This window comes from Paenilisteria rustica (assembly GCF_013820765.1).
Taxonomy (GTDB): Bacteria; Bacillota; Bacilli; order Lactobacillales; family Listeriaceae; genus Listeria_A; species Listeria_A rustica.
In genome coordinates this window covers 169,640-186,830 of sequence record NZ_JABJVM010000005.1, presented here as the reverse complement: position 1 = coordinate 186,830, position 17,191 = coordinate 169,640, and the positions used below count along the sequence as shown (strand labels likewise).

14 protein-coding genes, 1 pseudogene and 1 riboswitch are annotated in these 17,191 nt (G+C 43.4%); of the genes and pseudogenes, 12 read left to right on the top strand and 3 right to left on the bottom strand.

Going from position 1 to position 17,191, the window contains the following annotated elements:
- The first annotated feature begins 1 nt into the window (after position 1).
- The 8 genes and pseudogenes from HPK16_RS07090 (at position 2) to arcC (ending at position 9,110) form a co-directional block, all read left to right on the top strand.
- Positions 2–1,240 carry an MFS transporter gene (locus tag HPK16_RS07090; protein WP_181676304.1) on the top strand — a complete coding sequence of 413 codons (1,239 nt, stop codon included), beginning with the start codon at positions 2–4 and terminating at the stop codon, positions 1,238–1,240.
- A gap of 68 nt (positions 1,241–1,308) precedes the next feature.
- A complete protein-coding gene (allE, locus tag HPK16_RS07085) occupies positions 1,309–2,097 on the top strand; it encodes a (S)-ureidoglycine aminohydrolase (protein ID WP_181676303.1) in 789 nt (262 codons plus the stop codon).
- Between the two features lie 35 nt (positions 2,098–2,132).
- Complete coding sequence (gene allD, locus HPK16_RS07080; RefSeq protein WP_181676338.1) at positions 2,133–3,188, top strand: ureidoglycolate dehydrogenase; 1,056 nt, start codon at positions 2,133–2,135, stop codon at positions 3,186–3,188.
- Positions 3,189–3,203: 15 nt separating this feature from the next.
- Positions 3,204–4,253: an ureidoglycolate dehydrogenase gene (gene allD, locus HPK16_RS07075; RefSeq protein ID WP_181676302.1), complete on the top strand. Its 1,050-nt coding sequence runs from the start codon at positions 3,204–3,206 to the stop codon at positions 4,251–4,253.
- Between the two features lie 15 nt (positions 4,254–4,268).
- Positions 4,269–6,041 carry an acyl-CoA synthetase FdrA gene (fdrA, locus tag HPK16_RS07070; protein ID WP_181676301.1) on the top strand — a complete coding sequence of 591 codons (1,773 nt, stop codon included), beginning with the start codon at positions 4,269–4,271 and terminating at the stop codon, positions 6,039–6,041.
- Positions 6,042–6,063: 22 nt separating this feature from the next.
- Positions 6,064–7,332 (top strand): YlbE family protein, encoded by a 1,269-nt coding sequence (locus HPK16_RS07065; RefSeq protein ID WP_181676300.1) that lies wholly within the window; start codon positions 6,064–6,066, stop codon positions 7,330–7,332.
- Positions 7,333–7,349: 17 nt separating this feature from the next.
- Positions 7,350–8,120, top strand: a pseudogene (locus HPK16_RS16775) (oxamate carbamoyltransferase subunit AllH family protein); the annotation flags it as partial.
- A gap of 30 nt (positions 8,121–8,150) precedes the next feature.
- The gene (arcC, locus tag HPK16_RS16770; protein WP_246369320.1) at positions 8,151–9,110 is read left to right on the top strand and encodes a carbamate kinase; all 960 of its coding nucleotides are present in this window, start codon (positions 8,151–8,153) and stop codon (positions 9,108–9,110) included.
- Positions 9,111–9,199: 89 nt separating this feature from the next.
- Here the strand turns inward: arcC and HPK16_RS07055 are convergent, their stop codons facing one another.
- Positions 9,200–10,672 carry a sugar porter family MFS transporter gene (locus HPK16_RS07055; protein WP_220132271.1) on the bottom strand — a complete coding sequence of 491 codons (1,473 nt, stop codon included), beginning with the start codon at positions 10,670–10,672 and terminating at the stop codon, positions 9,200–9,202.
- A gap of 37 nt (positions 10,673–10,709) precedes the next feature.
- Here HPK16_RS07055 and HPK16_RS07050 point away from each other — a divergent pair, with 37 nt between their 5' ends.
- The 3 genes from HPK16_RS07050 (at position 10,710) to HPK16_RS07040 (ending at position 13,503) form a co-directional block, all read left to right on the top strand.
- Entirely contained in the window at positions 10,710–11,642 is a 933-nt protein-coding gene (locus HPK16_RS07050) for a helix-turn-helix transcriptional regulator (RefSeq protein ID WP_181676298.1), read from the top strand.
- A gap of 441 nt (positions 11,643–12,083) precedes the next feature.
- Complete coding sequence (locus HPK16_RS07045; protein WP_181676297.1) at positions 12,084–12,884, top strand: formate/nitrite transporter family protein; 801 nt, start codon at positions 12,084–12,086, stop codon at positions 12,882–12,884.
- Between the two features lie 130 nt (positions 12,885–13,014).
- On the top strand, positions 13,015–13,503 hold the full coding sequence (locus tag HPK16_RS07040) for a GyrI-like domain-containing protein (protein WP_181676296.1): 489 nt from the start codon (positions 13,015–13,017) through the stop codon (positions 13,501–13,503).
- 16 nt (positions 13,504–13,519) lie between these two features.
- Here the strand turns inward: HPK16_RS07040 and metX are convergent, their stop codons facing one another.
- The gene (gene metX / locus HPK16_RS07035) at positions 13,520–14,629 is read right to left on the bottom strand and encodes a homoserine O-acetyltransferase MetX (RefSeq protein ID WP_181676295.1); all 1,110 of its coding nucleotides are present in this window, start codon (positions 14,627–14,629) and stop codon (positions 13,520–13,522) included.
- A 120-nt stretch (positions 14,630–14,749) separates the two neighbouring features.
- Positions 14,750–14,850, bottom strand: a riboswitch (SAM riboswitch).
- Positions 14,851–15,160: 310 nt separating this feature from the next.
- Here metX and HPK16_RS07030 point away from each other — a divergent pair.
- A complete protein-coding gene (locus tag HPK16_RS07030; RefSeq protein ID WP_181676294.1) occupies positions 15,161–15,688 on the top strand; it encodes an HdeD family acid-resistance protein in 528 nt (175 codons plus the stop codon).
- A 61-nt stretch (positions 15,689–15,749) separates the two neighbouring features.
- Here HPK16_RS07030 and HPK16_RS07025 read toward each other — a convergent pair whose 3' ends face one another.
- Positions 15,750–17,126, bottom strand: a complete 1,377-nt coding sequence (locus HPK16_RS07025; protein ID WP_181676336.1) for an Ig-like domain-containing protein — start codon at positions 17,124–17,126, stop codon at positions 15,750–15,752.
- Positions 17,127–17,191: the final 65 nt, after the last annotated feature.

Sequence of the window (17,191 nt, the reverse complement as noted above, 5' to 3'; positions counted from 1 at the left end):
AATGGAAAACGAAACGGCAACAATGAAAAAGGGGCTCCAGTATTGGCAGCAAATTATTATTATTTTATGTTTAGGTTGGGTAGTTATCTGGATTTACCGCAGTGTCTTAACACCAATTTTTCCAGAAATTCAGCAAACGATTGGACAGCATTCCGATGCGCAAATGGGCTTGATTGCTAGTTTTTACTTCTTTGCTTACACAGGGATGCAGATTCCAGCGGGGATTTTAGTCGATAAATTTGGGAAGAAAGTTGTTCTGATTCCTGGTTTCTCGCTATTCGCCATCGCAGCACTTGTGATTGGTACCGCGCAAAGTTTAGAAATGATTTATCTTGGTAGTTTACTTGCCGGACTTGGTTGTGGATCCTACTACGGTGCAGCTTACTCGCTGTCATCTGAGAATATTCCGCCAGAAAAACGTGGTCTATCAACGGCTATCATCAATAGTGGTTCTGCGCTCGGTATGGGTATTGGCTTGATTGCTTCGAGTTTACTTGTAAAATCAGTCGGTATGAACTGGCAAATCATGCTTTTCATTATCGCTGGTTTGATTGTTGTGATGATCTTTGTTTTTGCGAGTGTCATTAGAAGTTCGCCAAAAGTAGATCGTGCCACAATGGCGAAAGAGAAGGCGGCACCAAAAGAGAAAGCGCCAATCAAAAACTTGTTTACAGGTCGGATGATTGCGTCATATATTCTTTATTTTGCAACATGTTACGGTTACTATATGGTCGTGACGTGGTTGCCATCATTTCTACAACAAGAACGTGGATTTGAGGGCGTAGCAATCGGATTTTCCGCTGCACTTGTCGCTTTTTCCGCGATTCCAGGGGCATTATTTTTCAGTAGAATGTCAGATAAATTCAGCACGAAAAAAGTTCGCTTCATCGTTAGTTTGACCGTCGCTGCGGCATTAATGTTAATGCTAACAGTTTTGGCACCGACATCAGGCATCTTGCTAGTCGGCTTAATCTTATACGGCTTGTTAGGAAAGCTTGCAGTAGAGCCAATTCTAATCTCTTACGTGGCAGATAGCGCACCGAAAAAAGGCTACGGAACATCATTTGGCGTGTTCAACTTCTTCGGAATGAGTTCATCCGTTATCGCACCATTTTTGACAGGTGTTATCTCCGACTCGACAGGATCAAAAGTAATGGGCTTCTATATTTCGGCGATTATTCTCGTTATTGGAGCAATTGTATTCTTGATTGCGAATATTAAGAGCAAGAAAATAGCATGATTTGAATAGGGAATCAGTGTTTTCGAGCGCTGATTCCAATTATAATTTGGAAAAGAGAGGTTTTTGAGATGGGTTACAGAAATAAGAATACGGGTTATGTGAGTGATATTCTCGCTTCGAGATCGGTGATAAAGCGTGGCAACTACGCGATTATTCCGCCGAATGGTTTGGTGAATAATTCGATTCCGGGCTTTGAGAACTGCGAATTGTCGATTTTAGCAACGCCTAAATTGGGTGCTTCTTTCGTTGATTATATTATCACGTTGCTAGATGGCGGCCAAAATAAGGCTGGTTTCGGCGCACCTGGCGTGGAGACTTTCTTCTATTGTTTGGAGGGGAAAATCACGGTTTGGGCAGATGACGCGAAACATACGCTTGAGGCTGGTGGCTACGTTTATTGCCCAGCAGGCGTGATTTTGAAGTTTGAAAATGATAATGGTGGCGCAACTAGTGAGGCCTTCCTTTATAAGAAGAAATATGAGGCGGTGGCTGGTTACGAGGCGCATGTCATTGTGAATAATGTGGCGGACCTTGAGAAAATCGCGTATGAAGGCATGGAAGATGTGATTTTGCAAAACCTATTGCCAGCAGATCTTGGTTTTGATATGAATTTCCACATTTTGAGCTTTGAACCTGGTGCTTGTCACGGTTATATTGAAACGCATTATCAAGAGCATGGCGCGTATATGTTGTCTGGCGAAGGTGTATATAATTTGGACAACGAATGGGTGCCAGTGAAAAAAGGTGATTATTTATTCATGGGTGCGTATGTGCCACAAGCGACGTATGCGGTAGGACGCGGCGAAGCATTCAGTTATTTGTATTCGAAAGACTGTAATCGCGATCCACAATTATAAGAAAGTAGGGAATTGGTGTGAAAGAGCCACAAATGATTCGAGTAAGGAAACATGATTTACATGATTTAATTCAAAAAAAATTAGAAGCAGCCGGACTTTCAGAGGAGCATGCGGATGGTGTGGCGGAATCGCTTGCATTTGCTGACGCGCGTGGGATTCACTCACATGGTGCGGTTCGCGTGGACTATTATGCGGAACGAATTGCTAAAGGTGGCACGACGCTTGCACCGAATTTCCGGTTTAATAAAACGGGACCGAGTTCAGGAGTTTTTGAGGCGGATAATGGTGTTGGACACGTGGCGGCACGCAAGGCGATGGATGAAGCGATTGGTTTGGCGCAGGAAACGGGTGTCGGGATTGTCGGCGTGCACGAAATGGGACACAGTGGCGCGCTCGCTTACTTTGTGAAACAGGCAGCGGATAAGGATATGGTAGCGATTTCTGTTTGTCAGTCGGACCCGATGGTGGTACCGTTTGGTGGGGCTGAGCCTTATTTTGGAACAAATCCAATCGCGTTTGCAGCGCCGCGTATGGACGGGGAGCCAATTATTTTTGATATGGCGACAACAGTTCAAGCATGGGGGAAAATTTTAGATGCGCGTTCTAAAGGTGCAGATATTCCACCAACATGGGCTGTAGATGCGAATGGTGAACCAACGACGAATCCGCATCAAGTGAATGCGTTGCTCCCAGTTGCAGGACCAAAAGGATATGGCCTGATGATGATGGTCGATATTTTATCGGGAATTTTGCTAGGATTGCCATTCGGAAAACGGGTGTCTTCGATGTACACGGACTTGACGAAAGGGCGTAACTTGGGGCAATTGCATATCGTGATTAACCCGGCTTTCTTCACGTCTTTGAAGGAGTTTAAGCAAAATATTGCACAAATGGTCGATGAATTGCATGCGACGAAAGCGGCACCAGGATTCAGTCAAGTGTTGTATCCAGGCGAGTTAGCAGAAATTGTTGAGACGGATTATGCGGAGGCAGGAATTCCGATTGTGAAAGATGTGTATGATTATTTGATTAGCGATACGGTTCATTATGATCAGTACGATCACGCGGGGTTATTCGCGGAGCAAGACTAGAAGGAGGTAGACAGAATGCGAGTTTCAAAGGAAGATTTGCACCAGCTGATTCAAACAAAAATAGAGCGGGCTGGTTTGACGGAAGAACATGCCGATATTGTTGCTGATGTATTGGCGTTTGCGGATGCGCGTGGGATTCATTCGCATGGTGCGGTTCGTGTTGAGTATTATTCGGAGCGGATTGCCAAAGGTGGCATTACGAATCGACCGGATTTCCGGTTTGAGCAGACGGGACCAACGAGTGGGATTTTCCACGGGGATAATGGTTCTGGACACGTGGCGGCGAAACGGGCGATGGATGAGGCGATCCGGATTGCTGGCAAAAATGGTGTCGCGGTTGTGGGCGTGAAAAATATGTCGCACAGCGGTGCCTTGGCTTATTTTGTGGAACAAGCGGCGAGTTGTGATTTTGTAGCGCTTTCTGTTTGCCAGTCGGATCCGATGGTGGTGCCGTTTGGTGGTGCGGAAGATTATTTCGGGACGAACCCGATTGCGTTTGCAGCGCCGACCGATGACGGGAGAATGTTGACGTTTGACATGGCGACGACGGTTCAGGCTTGGGGCAAGGTGCTTCATGCGAGGTCGCGCGGGGAATCGATTCCGCCGACTTGGGCGGTGGATGCGGACGGAGCGCCGACGACGGATCCTGCGAAGGTCAACGCATTATTGCCAATCGCTGGGCCAAAAGGGTATGGCTTGATGATGATGGTGGACGTGTTGTCGGGAATTTTGCTAGGACTGCCATTTGGGAAGCATGTGAGCTCGATGTACGCGGATCTTTCGAAGGGGCGCGATTTGGGACAGCTGCATATCGTGATTAATCCAGCGTTCTTTACGGATATCGAGGCGTTTAAGGCGAACATGTCAGAAGTTTTGGATGAGGTAACGGCGGTTGCTCCTGCGCCGGGCGTGGATCGGGTGTATTATCCTGGTGAACGTGGACAGTTGCGTGAGAAGGCATACGCGGAACAGGGCATCGAAATCGTGGATGATATTTATGAGTATTTGATTTCAGATGCGATTCATTTTGATAATTATGATGGAAAAAATAAATTTGCGGAATAAGGAGAGGTGAGCACGATGTTACACACGATTATTAAGGAAAATGCGTATCAAGATTCGGTTGTTTTGATGCTACTTACGAATAAGGTTTCGACGATTGATGGGGTAAACCGGGTATCGATCATGATGGGAACGCCTGCGAATAAAGATATTTTCGGAACATCGGGCTTGCGTACAGAAGAACTGGAAGCGGCGTCGGCGAACGATATGGCGATTGTTGTGGACACAGAAGATGCTTCTAAAATTGATGAAATTCTGGCGGAAGTGGATGCGTTCTTAGCAAGTCAAGCAACGAAGGAAAGCAGCAATACGACGGAAACGGCGCGGACATGGGATAAGGCGATGAAGTTGGATTCGGATGCGAACATGGCTTTGATCTCGATTCCAGGTACATATGCTGCGGCGGAAGCGGATCGGGCATTGGATGAAGGTTTGCACGCCTTTATTTTTAGCGATAATATGCCGATTGAAGAAGAGCTGCGTTTGAAGCAAAAAGCGCATGACAAGGGACTTCTTGTGATGGGGCCGGATTGTGGAACGGGAATTGTGAATGGCGTTCCGATGGCGTTTACAAACGTTGTGAAACCTGGAAACATCGGCATTGTCGGTGCATCTGGAACGGGAATTCAAGAAGTTTCAACGATTATTGACCGTCTTGGCGGCGGCGTGACGAATGCGATTGGAACGGGTGGTCGTGACTTATCTGAAACAGTTGGTGGAATCACGATGTTGGACGCGATCGCGGCACTTGAAAAGCAGGCAGACACAGACGTGATTGTCGTTATTTCGAAGCCACCTGCAAAAGCGATTCGCGATAAAGTTTTGGCATTATTACGTACGATTACGAAACCAGCCGTGACGATCTTTTTAGGTGAAAAACCGACGTATCACGAGGCGAATTTATATCATGCTTACACGCTCGAAGAAACGGCGCGTATTGCGGTCGCACTTGCAAAAGGAGAAGCGGTGACAGCTGTGGAAACGCAAATCGTGAAACCTGAAATCAGCTTAACTCCGGAGCAAAAACATATCAAAGGCTACTATTCTGGCGGAACTTTAGCGTCTGAGGCGGCGATGCTGATTGCGGATGCCTTACAATTAAAAGAAGGTCTTATTAAGCAAGACGGCTATATTTTGAAAACAGAAGGCCACGAGGTTATCGATCTTGGAGATGACATTTATACGCAAGGAAAACCGCATCCTATGATCGACCCTGAAAAACGGATTGCGTTCATTGAAGATGCGGCGAATGATCCGGAAACAGCGGTTATTTTGCTAGATGTGGTGCTTGGTTATGGCTCACATGAAGACATGGCGGGGCAACTCGCGCCAGCGATTAAAGACGTGATTGCAAAAGCAAAAACGGCCGGACGCGAATTGGCTGTTATTGGAACGGTTTGTGGAACGCTTCAAGATCCGCAAGACTACAATGAACAGCGCCAAACGTTGGAAGCTGCTGGTGTCATCGTGAAAGACAGCAATAACGAGGCGGTTAGAACGGGACTTGCCATCGTTGGTCATAAGGTGGAAGAGGCTGATAAAGCGATTCAAGAAGTCGCAACAGGAGTCGAAGCGCCAATTTTAGAAGCATCCGATGCGATGTTAGATTTACTGGCAAAACAACCACGTGTCATCAACGTCGGACTAAAAAGTTTTGCTGAGGCGATTACCGAAACGGGAGGACGCGTCGTTCAATTTGACTGGCGCCCAGTTGCTGGTGGAAATCCTGAGCTGCAAAAAGTACTACAATTCTTAAATAGTTACCGTGCTGAAACGGCGGACGTGAAATAAATTTTTGAAGGAGGAAAAAATAATGACAAACTACCAGACAATCGATGAGGCAAACCGCGCAGTGGCGGACAAAATCGTCGCTTCGGCACCATTTTTACTGGACGTGGTTCCTGCTAAATCTGTGATCGCCGAGTTAAATGAAGGGCGTGTTTTACTTCACGCGGGCCCTCCAATCAAATGGGAAAATATGACGAGCCCGATGCAAGGTTCGTGTGTTGGCGCGGCATTATTTGAAGAATGGGCGGACAATGAAGACGACGCGCGGGCGATGCTTGACCGCGGAGATGTCACGTTTATTCCTTGCCATCATGTGGACGCAGTTGGGCCAATGGGCGGTATTACTTCAGCGAACATGCCAGTTGTTGTCGTGGAAAACCGCACAGACGGCAATCGCGCTTACTGTACGATGAACGAAGGAATTGGCGCGGTACTACGTTTCGGTGCTTATTCCGAAGAAGTTGTGAATCGTTTGCGTTGGATGCGTGACGTACTTGGTCCAGTGCTCAGCAAAGCGCTTCAAACGCTCGATGAAGGCATGAATTTAAACGTTATCGTCGCAAAAGCAATCGCGATGGGAGACGAGTTCCACCAACGTAATATCGCGGCTTCCCTCGTATTTTTGAAAGAAGTGAGCCCGATTATCGTGAGTCTTGATATCGACGAAAAAGAACGTCAAGAAGTTATCAAGTTCCTCGCAGATACAGACCAATTCTTCCTAAATATCATGATGGCCTCTGCAAAAGCAGTGATGGACGGCGCGCGGATGATTGAAGAAGGTACAATTGTAACGGCGATGTGTCGTAACGGAGAAAACTTCGGAATTCGCATCAGCGGCATGGGAGACGAGTGGTTTACAGCTCCCGTCAACACACCACAAGGCCTTTATTTCACGGGCTATTCCGGCGAAGATGCAAACCCAGATATCGGGGACAGCGCGATTACAGAAACATTTGGCGTTGGCGGTATGGCAATGATCGCAGCACCAGCCGTGACACGTTTTGTCGGTACAGGCGGATTTGGCGACGCGCTGAAAACAAGTAACGAAATGCTTGAAATCGTGATTGACCAAAATCCGAATTTCACCGTTCCAACATGGGATTTCCAAGGAATTTGTCTCGGCATTGACGCGCGTAAAGTGGTCGAAACCGGCATTACACCAGTCATAAACACCGGAATCGCCCATAAAAAAGCAGGAATCGGCCAAATCGGCGCTGGAACCGTAAATCCACCAGTTGCCTGTTTTGAAAAAGCAATCACAGCCTACGCAGAAAAATTAGGCTTAACCGTATAAATAGGAGGTGAAAAAGGATGCTGATTATCGAAGCACAGCGTATGGCTCAAAATGTCGCGAATTTGCTAGTTGAGCGTGAAACATGGCGCGTTCACAGTGTTTTCACAAACGGTTTCAACTTGGAAAACAAAGACGAACGTATTTTCATTGGTACCGCTAAAAACGGCCAATTACCATTTGCGATTCAGCTAACAAAGAGTGATACGAATAAGCTTACCGCTGCCATCCAAGTCAATCAAACCATTCAATACGAAGGCGGCATCCTTTTTCATCAACAATTCCAACTCACGCTCACTGGTGCCACCCAATACACCAGCAAACGTGAAAAAACCGAAATCCATCCGAATCCAAGCTTTTTGACCCATATAGTCCAAAGCGAGAGGCAGACGGGGCTCGATGTTTCCATCCAAGAATGGCTAACACAACCCAAAGCTAGTAATCTCGCGAAAGCAATAAATAGCGCGGATTCGACATTTATCGAACAAACTTTGCGTTATTTCATTGGTCGTGGCAACGGCTTGACGCCATCCGGAGACGATATCCTGCTCGGCATTTTGCTCGTAGGACAGGAAAGCACAACGTTTAAAGAAGTTCTTTCCAAGTTAATCCAGACCGAGTTATTGACCACAGATATCAGCCAAACCTACTTAAAATACGCATTACAAGACCAATTTAGCGACACATTACTCGCCCTTTACGAAGCGTTCCAGACAGGCGCAGAAACGAAGGACATCATCGAACGAGTGTATCAAAATGGACATACGTCGGGAATAGACACGATAGCAGGTGTCGCACTCGCAATAAAGGAGGAATTTTCAATGGGAAAACGCGTAGTTATCGCGCTTGGCGGCAATGCAATCTTGCAACCGAATCAAGAAGCAACATTTGAAAACCAATTAAAAAACGTAGAAGACAGCTGCGCCAAAATCGCAGAAATCACAGAAGCAGGGCACAAAGTCATTGTCACACACGGAAATGGCCCGCAAGTCGGCAATATTTTACGCCAAAATGAAGAGGCAAAAGAGTACGTTCCAGCGCTTCCAATCGATGCGTGTAGCGCAGAATCACAAGGTTTCATCGGCTACATGATGGAACAATCACTAAAAAACGAACTCGCACGCAAAAAACTACCAACTAATGTCATCACGCTTTTAACACAAACCGAAGTTAGCGCGAGCGACCCAGCATTCCAAAGTCCGACGAAACCAATCGGTGTTTTCTATACACGCGAAGAAGCTGTCGAACTTTCCGCTGAAAAAGGCTGGGAAATGGCAGAAGACGCAGGCCGAGGATACCGCCGCGTTGTTCCATCTCCACAACCACAAAAAATCCATGGCGTCGAAGCGATTAAGCAACTCGTAGCCACGGATACCGTCGTTATTTCCACAGGCGGAGGCGGAATCCCCGTCGTACAAAACGAAGAAGGCGACCTAAAAGGCGTCGAAGCAGTCATCGACAAAGACCGTTCCGCGTTACGCCTATCTGAACAAGTCGAAGCCGACGTTTTCATGATTCTAACCGACGTAACAAACGTGTACTTACATTTCGGCGAACCAAATCAACAAAAACTTGAAGGCGTTCCAGTCAAAGAAGCGAAAGAGTACATGACAGAAGGCCATTTCGCAGACGGCAGTATGGGTCCGAAAATGGAGGCAGCGATTGCCTTTGCTGAATCTGGAAAAGAAGCCATCATTTGCTCATTAGACGCTGCAGTGGAAGCATTAGCAGGCCGCGCAGGAACACGTATTTTGCCAGAAAAAAGCACGGTAAACGCTTAAAATAGGAATAGGTTGACGAAAATAGAAAATACGTATCAAAAATCTGACATTAGATTTTTGATACGTATTTTTTCGCCTAGGAGACTTCTCTATATAGTTTTTGCAACAGAAGTCTTATTTTTATTATTCAATGCTTTCGTCTCATTTTTCACTAAGGCTTCTTCAATCTCCTCGAGCGTATAGCCTCGCGTCTCGAATACAAAGCTTCTAACAAAGAATACCGCAGCGACGCAAACCAGTCCGAAAATAATAAACAGCGTCACATTTCCTATCGTTTCTTCTAAAACCGGAAAACTAACAGAAACGGTCCAGTTAGCTACCCAGTTCACCAATGACGCGATACCAACAGCTAAACCACGAATTTGCAATGGGAAAATTTCACCGATCATAACCCACATCACCGGTCCCCACGTCGCACAAAAACTTGAAATATAAGTAGCTAGGAAAATAAAGGTGAACAGATGGAATCCTGATTTGTCCGCTTCTAAATGGAACGCAGCAGACAAAGCAAAGAACGAAACTCCCATCGCTAAAGCCCCAACCATCAGAACTTTTCTCCGGTCAAACCGATCCATCAACGACACGGCTACTGCAGTTACAATAACATAAAAAATACCTAGAAAAATTTGCGTCTGAATCGCCGAAGTAGCATCTGTCCCACCACTCATTAAAATACGCGGCGCATAATAAAAGACCGTATTACAACCCATCCACTGCTGCAAAATAGCCAAACCAAAAGCCGCAATCACGGATGGACGCACCCATTTTGAAAAGACATCTTTCAAACGACCTTTTTCGATATGGCTCTGCTCCTCAATTTCCAGAATTTCAGCTTCGGCCTCAGACTTGCTTCGAATGTTGAGTAAGATCGCTTCCGCTTCTGCTCGTTTGCCGACTTTCACCAAGTAACGTGGCGATTCCGGTAATAAAATTCCACCAATAAACAGAATAAGTGCTGGAACCGCAGCAAAACCTAACATCAATTCCCAGCCAATCGATGAATCACGCCAAACATAATTCGCAATGTAAGCGAGCAACATACCAATCATAATCATCAACTGATTCAAAGAAGACAGGCTTCCACGCTGATTCGCTGGCGCCAATTCGGCCAAATACATCGGAACAAGCGCACTAGCCCCACCAACCGCTATTCCTAAGAACATTCGCGAAATAATTAAGGCCGTGACATCCGGCGACAAGGCACTACCCAAAGCCCCCACAAAGAAAATAAAAGCCGTCAAAATAACCATTTTCTTACGGCCATATCTATCAGATAACGGTGAAATTAAGACTGCCCCGACAACCGCCCCAATCAAAATACAACTAACGACAAATCCAATCTCGCCATTACTTAATTGAAGCTCATCCTGAATAAAGATCTGTGCCCCAGCAATGACGCCTGTATCATAACCAAATAATAATCCTCCTAAAGCGCCGAAAAAGTAAATTAAATTCTTTGATAGTCTCATAAAATATCCCCCATTTTTAGTAGTATAAACAATGATTGCGTTATTCGTGTCCTCCTTTGATGATACAAATTTATATATTGCTTCCGCTTTCAATTTCCCTTATAGTAGAAATATTGAGGAGGGAAGGAACATGACAAATGAATTCGAACTGATTGAACATAGTAAAGTACAAGACATTCACGTTTTTCTGATCGAGATGCATTATCGCAGCATGCATTTACATATGGACATGGAAGTGGTATATCTACTTAGCGGTTCTTTAAATATTGTGACAAATAACAATAAAATTTCACTGGAAAAAGGCGACTTTATTCTCCTAAATTCCTGTCAATTGCACGAATTACATTCAAAAAATTCTGCGTTATTATTAATTTTTCAATTTTCCCCCAAAATTTTCGAAGCTTTTTTTCCTCAGATTAATGAAGTTTATTTCGACACAATACCGATTGCATTAGAAGCTTCTGAAACTGGCCGACGTTTGTTAGAAAATATAGTAGCAGCGAGCCAAGCATATTTTAAAGAAGAAGAACATTTTTCACTGCTATGCCATGGTTTTTCCTCCATTATTATGTTTGATTTAATGAAACTTGTCCCGCACAAACAAATGAAGGAAGAAAAGAAGGACCAGTTGTTATTAAAGCTTGAGAGAATCAAGAGAATAAGCGATTACATTTCCAAACATTATCAAGAAAAACTCTTACTTTCTGATATCGCAAAAAAAGAAGCGCTCTCATTTACTTATTTATCTCACTTTTTTCATGAAAACTTTGGTGTAACGTTCCAAGAATATGTCAATCTTCTCCGATGTGAAAAGGCGAAATATTTATTAATTCATACAGAAAATACACTCTTAACCATTTGCGGTGTTTGCGGTTTTTCCGATTTGCGCTATTTAAATAGTGCCTTTAAACGCTTTTACGGCGTAAGTCCAAAATATTTTCGAAAGCAAAATCAAAATTGCCAAAACCAAGTGAACATGTTAAAACAAGATGTAACGAATAAACAATATGTGTTCTCAAAAAATCAAAGCCTTGAGAAAATCAATCAGTTATTCACACTCTGATTTTAAAGGTAAGTAAAACTACAATGTTGCGCTTAATTAAATCGCAATTTTTACTCATCTATTAAAGTTAGCGCTTACTTAACCACTATAAACTGTATTTTATCATTTTTATTTTGCTTTTTCATACATGATTTTGTCCTCATTAATAGACTATCTTGCTGTTTTGGGTAAATAGGAATAAAGTAGCTGAAAAAATAGTCTGATTTTCTATTTGAGAGGTTTAGCGATTAGAACCATATTATCAGGTTATGCATGTTTAACCACCAAATACAATGGGAATGGTAGTCTAGAATCTTATTTTCACAAAATGTTTCAGTATTATATAAAAAATATGAAAAAAAGTTTCAATGATGTAAAATTTATTATTTTCAAAGCGCTTATTTCATGCTACAATAGTAAAGTTGTGGAGTTATGAAAACTGATTAATTGGAGATGAAGAATTTGGACTCAGAAAATAGTACATTAATGCAGAAAATTGATTACAGCACGCGAAAGAAGATTGATCTTGTACACAATAGCGTTATCCGCTATATTTTCCGTGCCCTCCTAGCTTGTTTATTTTTAACATTGGGAACGGCGGTTGCGGTTATGATTGGCGACAAGGTAGATCACTTTGCGCACGGACTTGGTAAAATCGTTTATGCATTCATGTTCAGCTGGTCACTTGTAATGATTATTTATATGAATGCCGAGCTTGGTACAAGTAACATGATGTACATGACAACAGGCGTCTACCAAAAAATTATTAAACCCGGTAAAGCTTTAGGTATCTTATTACTTTGTGTATTTTGTAATTTAATCGGTGGTATTCTTGCAGGTTATTTGATGTCACTCACATCGGCTTTCCATGCTTTACCAGCCGACCACTTCTTGTTCACAGCCGTGACAGGAAAATTGGAAAAAGAACCATTACAGATTTTTATTGAAGCAATTTTTGCGAATATCGTTGTGAATACGGCGGTTATTTGTACAATGCGGATGAAAGACGATGCAGGAAAAGTTTTCGCGATGGTCTTCATTATTTTCATCTTTGCATTCCTAGGCTTCGAGCACGTTATCGCTAACTTCTCGTCATTCTCACTGGCATTCTTTGCCTCAGGCGGTCACTTAGACGCAATGACATGGAGCAGCGTAACAACAAACCTTTCCTTGGCGTTTCTTGGTAACTACGTCGGTGGTGGCCTCGTTATTGGACTTGGCTATGCATGGCTCAATAAAACGAAATCGATTTATAAAGATTAAAAAAATGCGGATAACCAGTTTCGGAGTTTTCTCCAGACTGTTTATCCGTATTTTTATGCTATGAGAAGAAATATATATCTAAAAAAGGTATACTGTAAGCGTAGAAAACTATCTTGAAAGGGGGAGAAACATGGATTACAAAATAGTAGAACATGAAAAATTTCAAGTTGTAGGGGTCAAAAAAGTCTTTTCATTCGACGCGGGTCAGAATTTAGTGGAGATTCCGAAATTTTGGGGAGAAGTGTGGTCGGACGGTACAATGGAGCGTTTAGAAGAACTGAAAAATGGGGCGGTTTCGCGTTATATGGGGATTTGTAATGTTTCTAAAGAACAAGCACCGAAAAAAGAAATGGACTACTGGATTGCTGTGGACTATGACGGAGAAACGCCAGTTGGGACGGAAAAACTAGAAGTACCAGCGCTTCAATGGGCGGTATTTCAATCCGTAGGTGCGATGCCAGATGCCATTCAACAAACATGGCAGAAAATCTATGCTGAATGGCTTCCAACAAGCGGATACGAGCATGCGGCAGGCCCTGAAATTGAAGTTTACGGTCCTTGCGATAATCGAGCGGCTAATTACGAGTGCGAAGTTTGGATACCGGTTCAGAAAAAATAAGTGCGCCACGGCGCACTTATTTTTTCAATTCAATTCGCGAATGTTGCGTCAAAAAAGTACTAATCAGTGGATGAAATTTTTCAACTTCGACTAAAAAGGCATCATGTCCATAGTCTGAATCGACCTCATAATAGGTTACGGGAACATCCCATTCCTTCAAAAGCTCATAATCCCGACGCAAATCATGAATCCGGAACAGCTGATCACTCGTCACGCCAACCAATAAATACGGAATCTGAATCCCAGTAAAAAGCGGTTTTTCATCGCGACCATTCACCGTCACATCAAACAGATCAATCGCTTTCGTCAAATACAGGTAACTATTTGCATCAAACCGCTCCACAAACGAATCCCCTTGATATTGCAAATACGACTCGACTTGGAAATGCTCCTTAGAAAAAGCACCAGGAGAAGAATCAGCCACCGTAAACCGCTCAAACCGCTTCGAAAACAGTTCACTCGTGCGATACGTCATCATCCCAACCATCCGCGCTGTAGCGAGCCCCCCCTCAGGCTGCCCAACATAATCCCCACCATTAAAATCAGGATCATTCAAAATGGCCATCCGCATAATCAGATTATAACCAATCGCCTCAGGACTTGCCGCAAGAGGGGACGCCAGATTAATCACACTTCCCGTTATTTCTGGGTAATCAATCGCCCACTGCGTTGCCTGCATACCTCCCATTGAGCCGCCAATTACCGACACCACATGCACCACACCGAGCGCATCCAGCAACGCTTTTTGCACCTTAATAATATCCCTAATCGTAAACCCAGGAAAATGCAATCGGTATTCCTCGCCAGTCTGCGCATCCACCGAAGAAGGCCCAGTCGTCCCACTACACCCACCAAAAACATTCGTACAAACAATGAAATAATCAGCCGGATCAATCGTTTTTCCTGCCCCAATAAAATCATCCCACCAACCAGCCACATCCTCTTCAAAATGCTTTGCCGCGTGAGCCGTTCCAGTCAATGCATGTTCCAACAAAATACAATTATCCTTTGCTAAAGAAAGCTCACCATACGTCTCAAAACCAACCACAATCGGTCCAATTGTTTCCCCGTTTTCCAACTTCAACGGTATTTCCTTAAAAAGTTCCATCTGCTTAAGCGTCCCCATGCCATTCACCCATTCTCTCTATTTTATAGTAAGTTTCAGCAAAACAAAAAACCTCCTCCAGCAAGCGCCCAATAAGCGTCACTAGAAAAGGTTGAACGACCAACGATTTTTGTAGTCAACAGCTTATCTTCGCAAAAAATTGCTGGAATTAGCACCGTGATTAAAAACATCCGGTTGCTAAGGTTTCAAAGGGCCAGTCCCTCCACCTTTCTTGATAAGAAGCGTATTAAATTGGTTCTATCATACAATTAGTTAGCCACCTTTGTCAAGAAAAGTAGACAGATTTTTCTAAAGAATGGCATCTAATTTAAATTATGAACTTTTTCAGCCTATTTCTTGGAATTAATGCTTTAAAGGTCGTAAATAACAACAAAAAAGCGTGTGCATTCCCGGTCAGTAGCCTAATTGTGACTAAAAACGAAATTTATAAAATATTACTCAATACAATTAGTGTTTTAATAAAGTAAAATAGGGTAAAATAAGCAACAGAGCCTAAAAATTCTAATCATAAAAAAGGAAGTGTTACATATCATGAAAACATTCACACGTATATTGGTCTTGTTGGCTGGTATCGCAATGATCTGTTTAGGAATCTGGTTTGTGTTCCACCCAGGTATTTCTTTACTATCATTCACATTATTTATCGGAATCCTAATGCTAATTCTTGGGGTATTCCAAATCATTCAGTATTTCTCAAACCGCGGCGGACAAAAAGTCTCCGGCTGGATTTTAGCCGAGGGAATCTTATCTGTCCTACTAGGAATCCTACTACTTGCCGATCAATTAGAAGGAACAGTTACACTCGTTCTTGTCTTCGGTATGTGGGTTCTGTTTGCAGGAATTATGCGTACAATCGGAGCCTTCGCTGCTAAAAATGAAGGCGTACAAGGTTGGGGTTGGATTTTAACACTTGGTATTCTAGGAATTATTCTAGGATTTATCTCGCTGTTCAACCCAATCGTAGCCGCAATCGGTATCGTTGTTATGGTCGGTACATTCTTCATCGTCCAAGGGATTAACTGTATTGCAACATTCTTCTTTGTAGGTAAATTAAAATAACTAAATGATACAAAAAAACGCCTAGAAATCTAGTTACAGATTTCTAGGCGTTTTGCTTATATTAGCCACGTTTTCTAAGAAGTGCTACAGCAAGTCCAGAAACAAGGAATCCTGCGAATACCAAGCCAGCAGAACTATTGTCCCCTGTTTTTGGTAGTTCTTTAAGGTTTGTTGTTTTAGTTGGTGCAACAGGAGCCGCTTTAGCAGGAGTTTGCTTCGCTACTTGTGTGATAGAAGGTTTCTTCGTTGTATCGACTGGATCAACCTTCAATGTCCCACCTTGGAATGTGAACTCAGCTAAGTCACTAAACTCACCTGTATCCATATCCATGCTTCCTAAGAATACTGTTTGACCATTAACAAGTGGTGTATCCAATTTGATATGGAAATTACCATTTTCATCAGCATCAGCCATACCTAACAATTCTTCGCCATCTTCTGAGATAACTAGAACTGTCGTTAATGGTTCCGCAGTACCGTAGACGTCAGTTGCAGTTGTTTTTGCTACATTAACAACTGGTGCATCAAAGAAATAGAAATCTTCTCCAACGACTGTATACGTCAATGTAACACTAGAAGTATTACCACTTGCGTCTTCTGCAATGATTTCAACTGTTTGCGTGCCTTCTTTAGATGTATCCAAGTATGCTTGACCGTTTGCAAAGTAAAGTTTCACGAAACCTGAGTTATCTGTTGCGTCAACTAGTTCTTCAGCCGCCCAATCTTCCCCTTGAGATACATAAAAATCATCTTCATAAACATCAATTACTGGTTTCGTTGTATCAACAACCGTGTAGTTAGCTACGATGTTTTCAGTCGTCGTACCATTTGTAGCGGCAACAGTAACTGTTTGTGCGCCTAAGCGATTCACAACTGGTGCTTTCACGAATGATAGTGTTACGCCAGATGTTGCTGTAACGAATTTGCTTGGATCTTTCACTGCTACATTGATTTCTGTTGTTACATTTGTTTTTGCAGTAGCAAGAGCCGCCGCTTTTACAGGAGCTTTCGCTGGTTCTGTTACTTTGTAGCTTACAACGAATTCTTGAGTTGTTGTGTCAGCTAATGTTGCAACGATGGTTGTTGAGAATGTTCCCGCAACCGATGTTTTTGGCTCTGTTCCCGCTTTGTAAGTAAGTGTCGTGCTTGCGTCTGCTACCGTTACGAAATCGGCAGGTGTTGTCGTAGCATCTTTAATAAAAGATACGTCTGCTTTTTGAGTCGCAGCCACGGCTGCAACTTGCAATTTCGCTTCTGGTGTTTCTTCTGTAGCATCAGGGGCTGTTTCTGTAATCTCTTTAGCCTCTGGAGCTGGTGTAGGTGTTTCTGCGGTTACTGCTGGAACTTGTACCTCTTCCTCCGCGAATACTGGTGCTGCAAGTGAAAAAGTTAGTCCGCAAGCGAGTAGTCCGCATGCTAATTTTGTTGATTTTGACATTCAATTCTCTCCCTTTTTGTGTAATAAGGCTATTATACTAAAGTTTAGTCTAATCGTCACTAAAT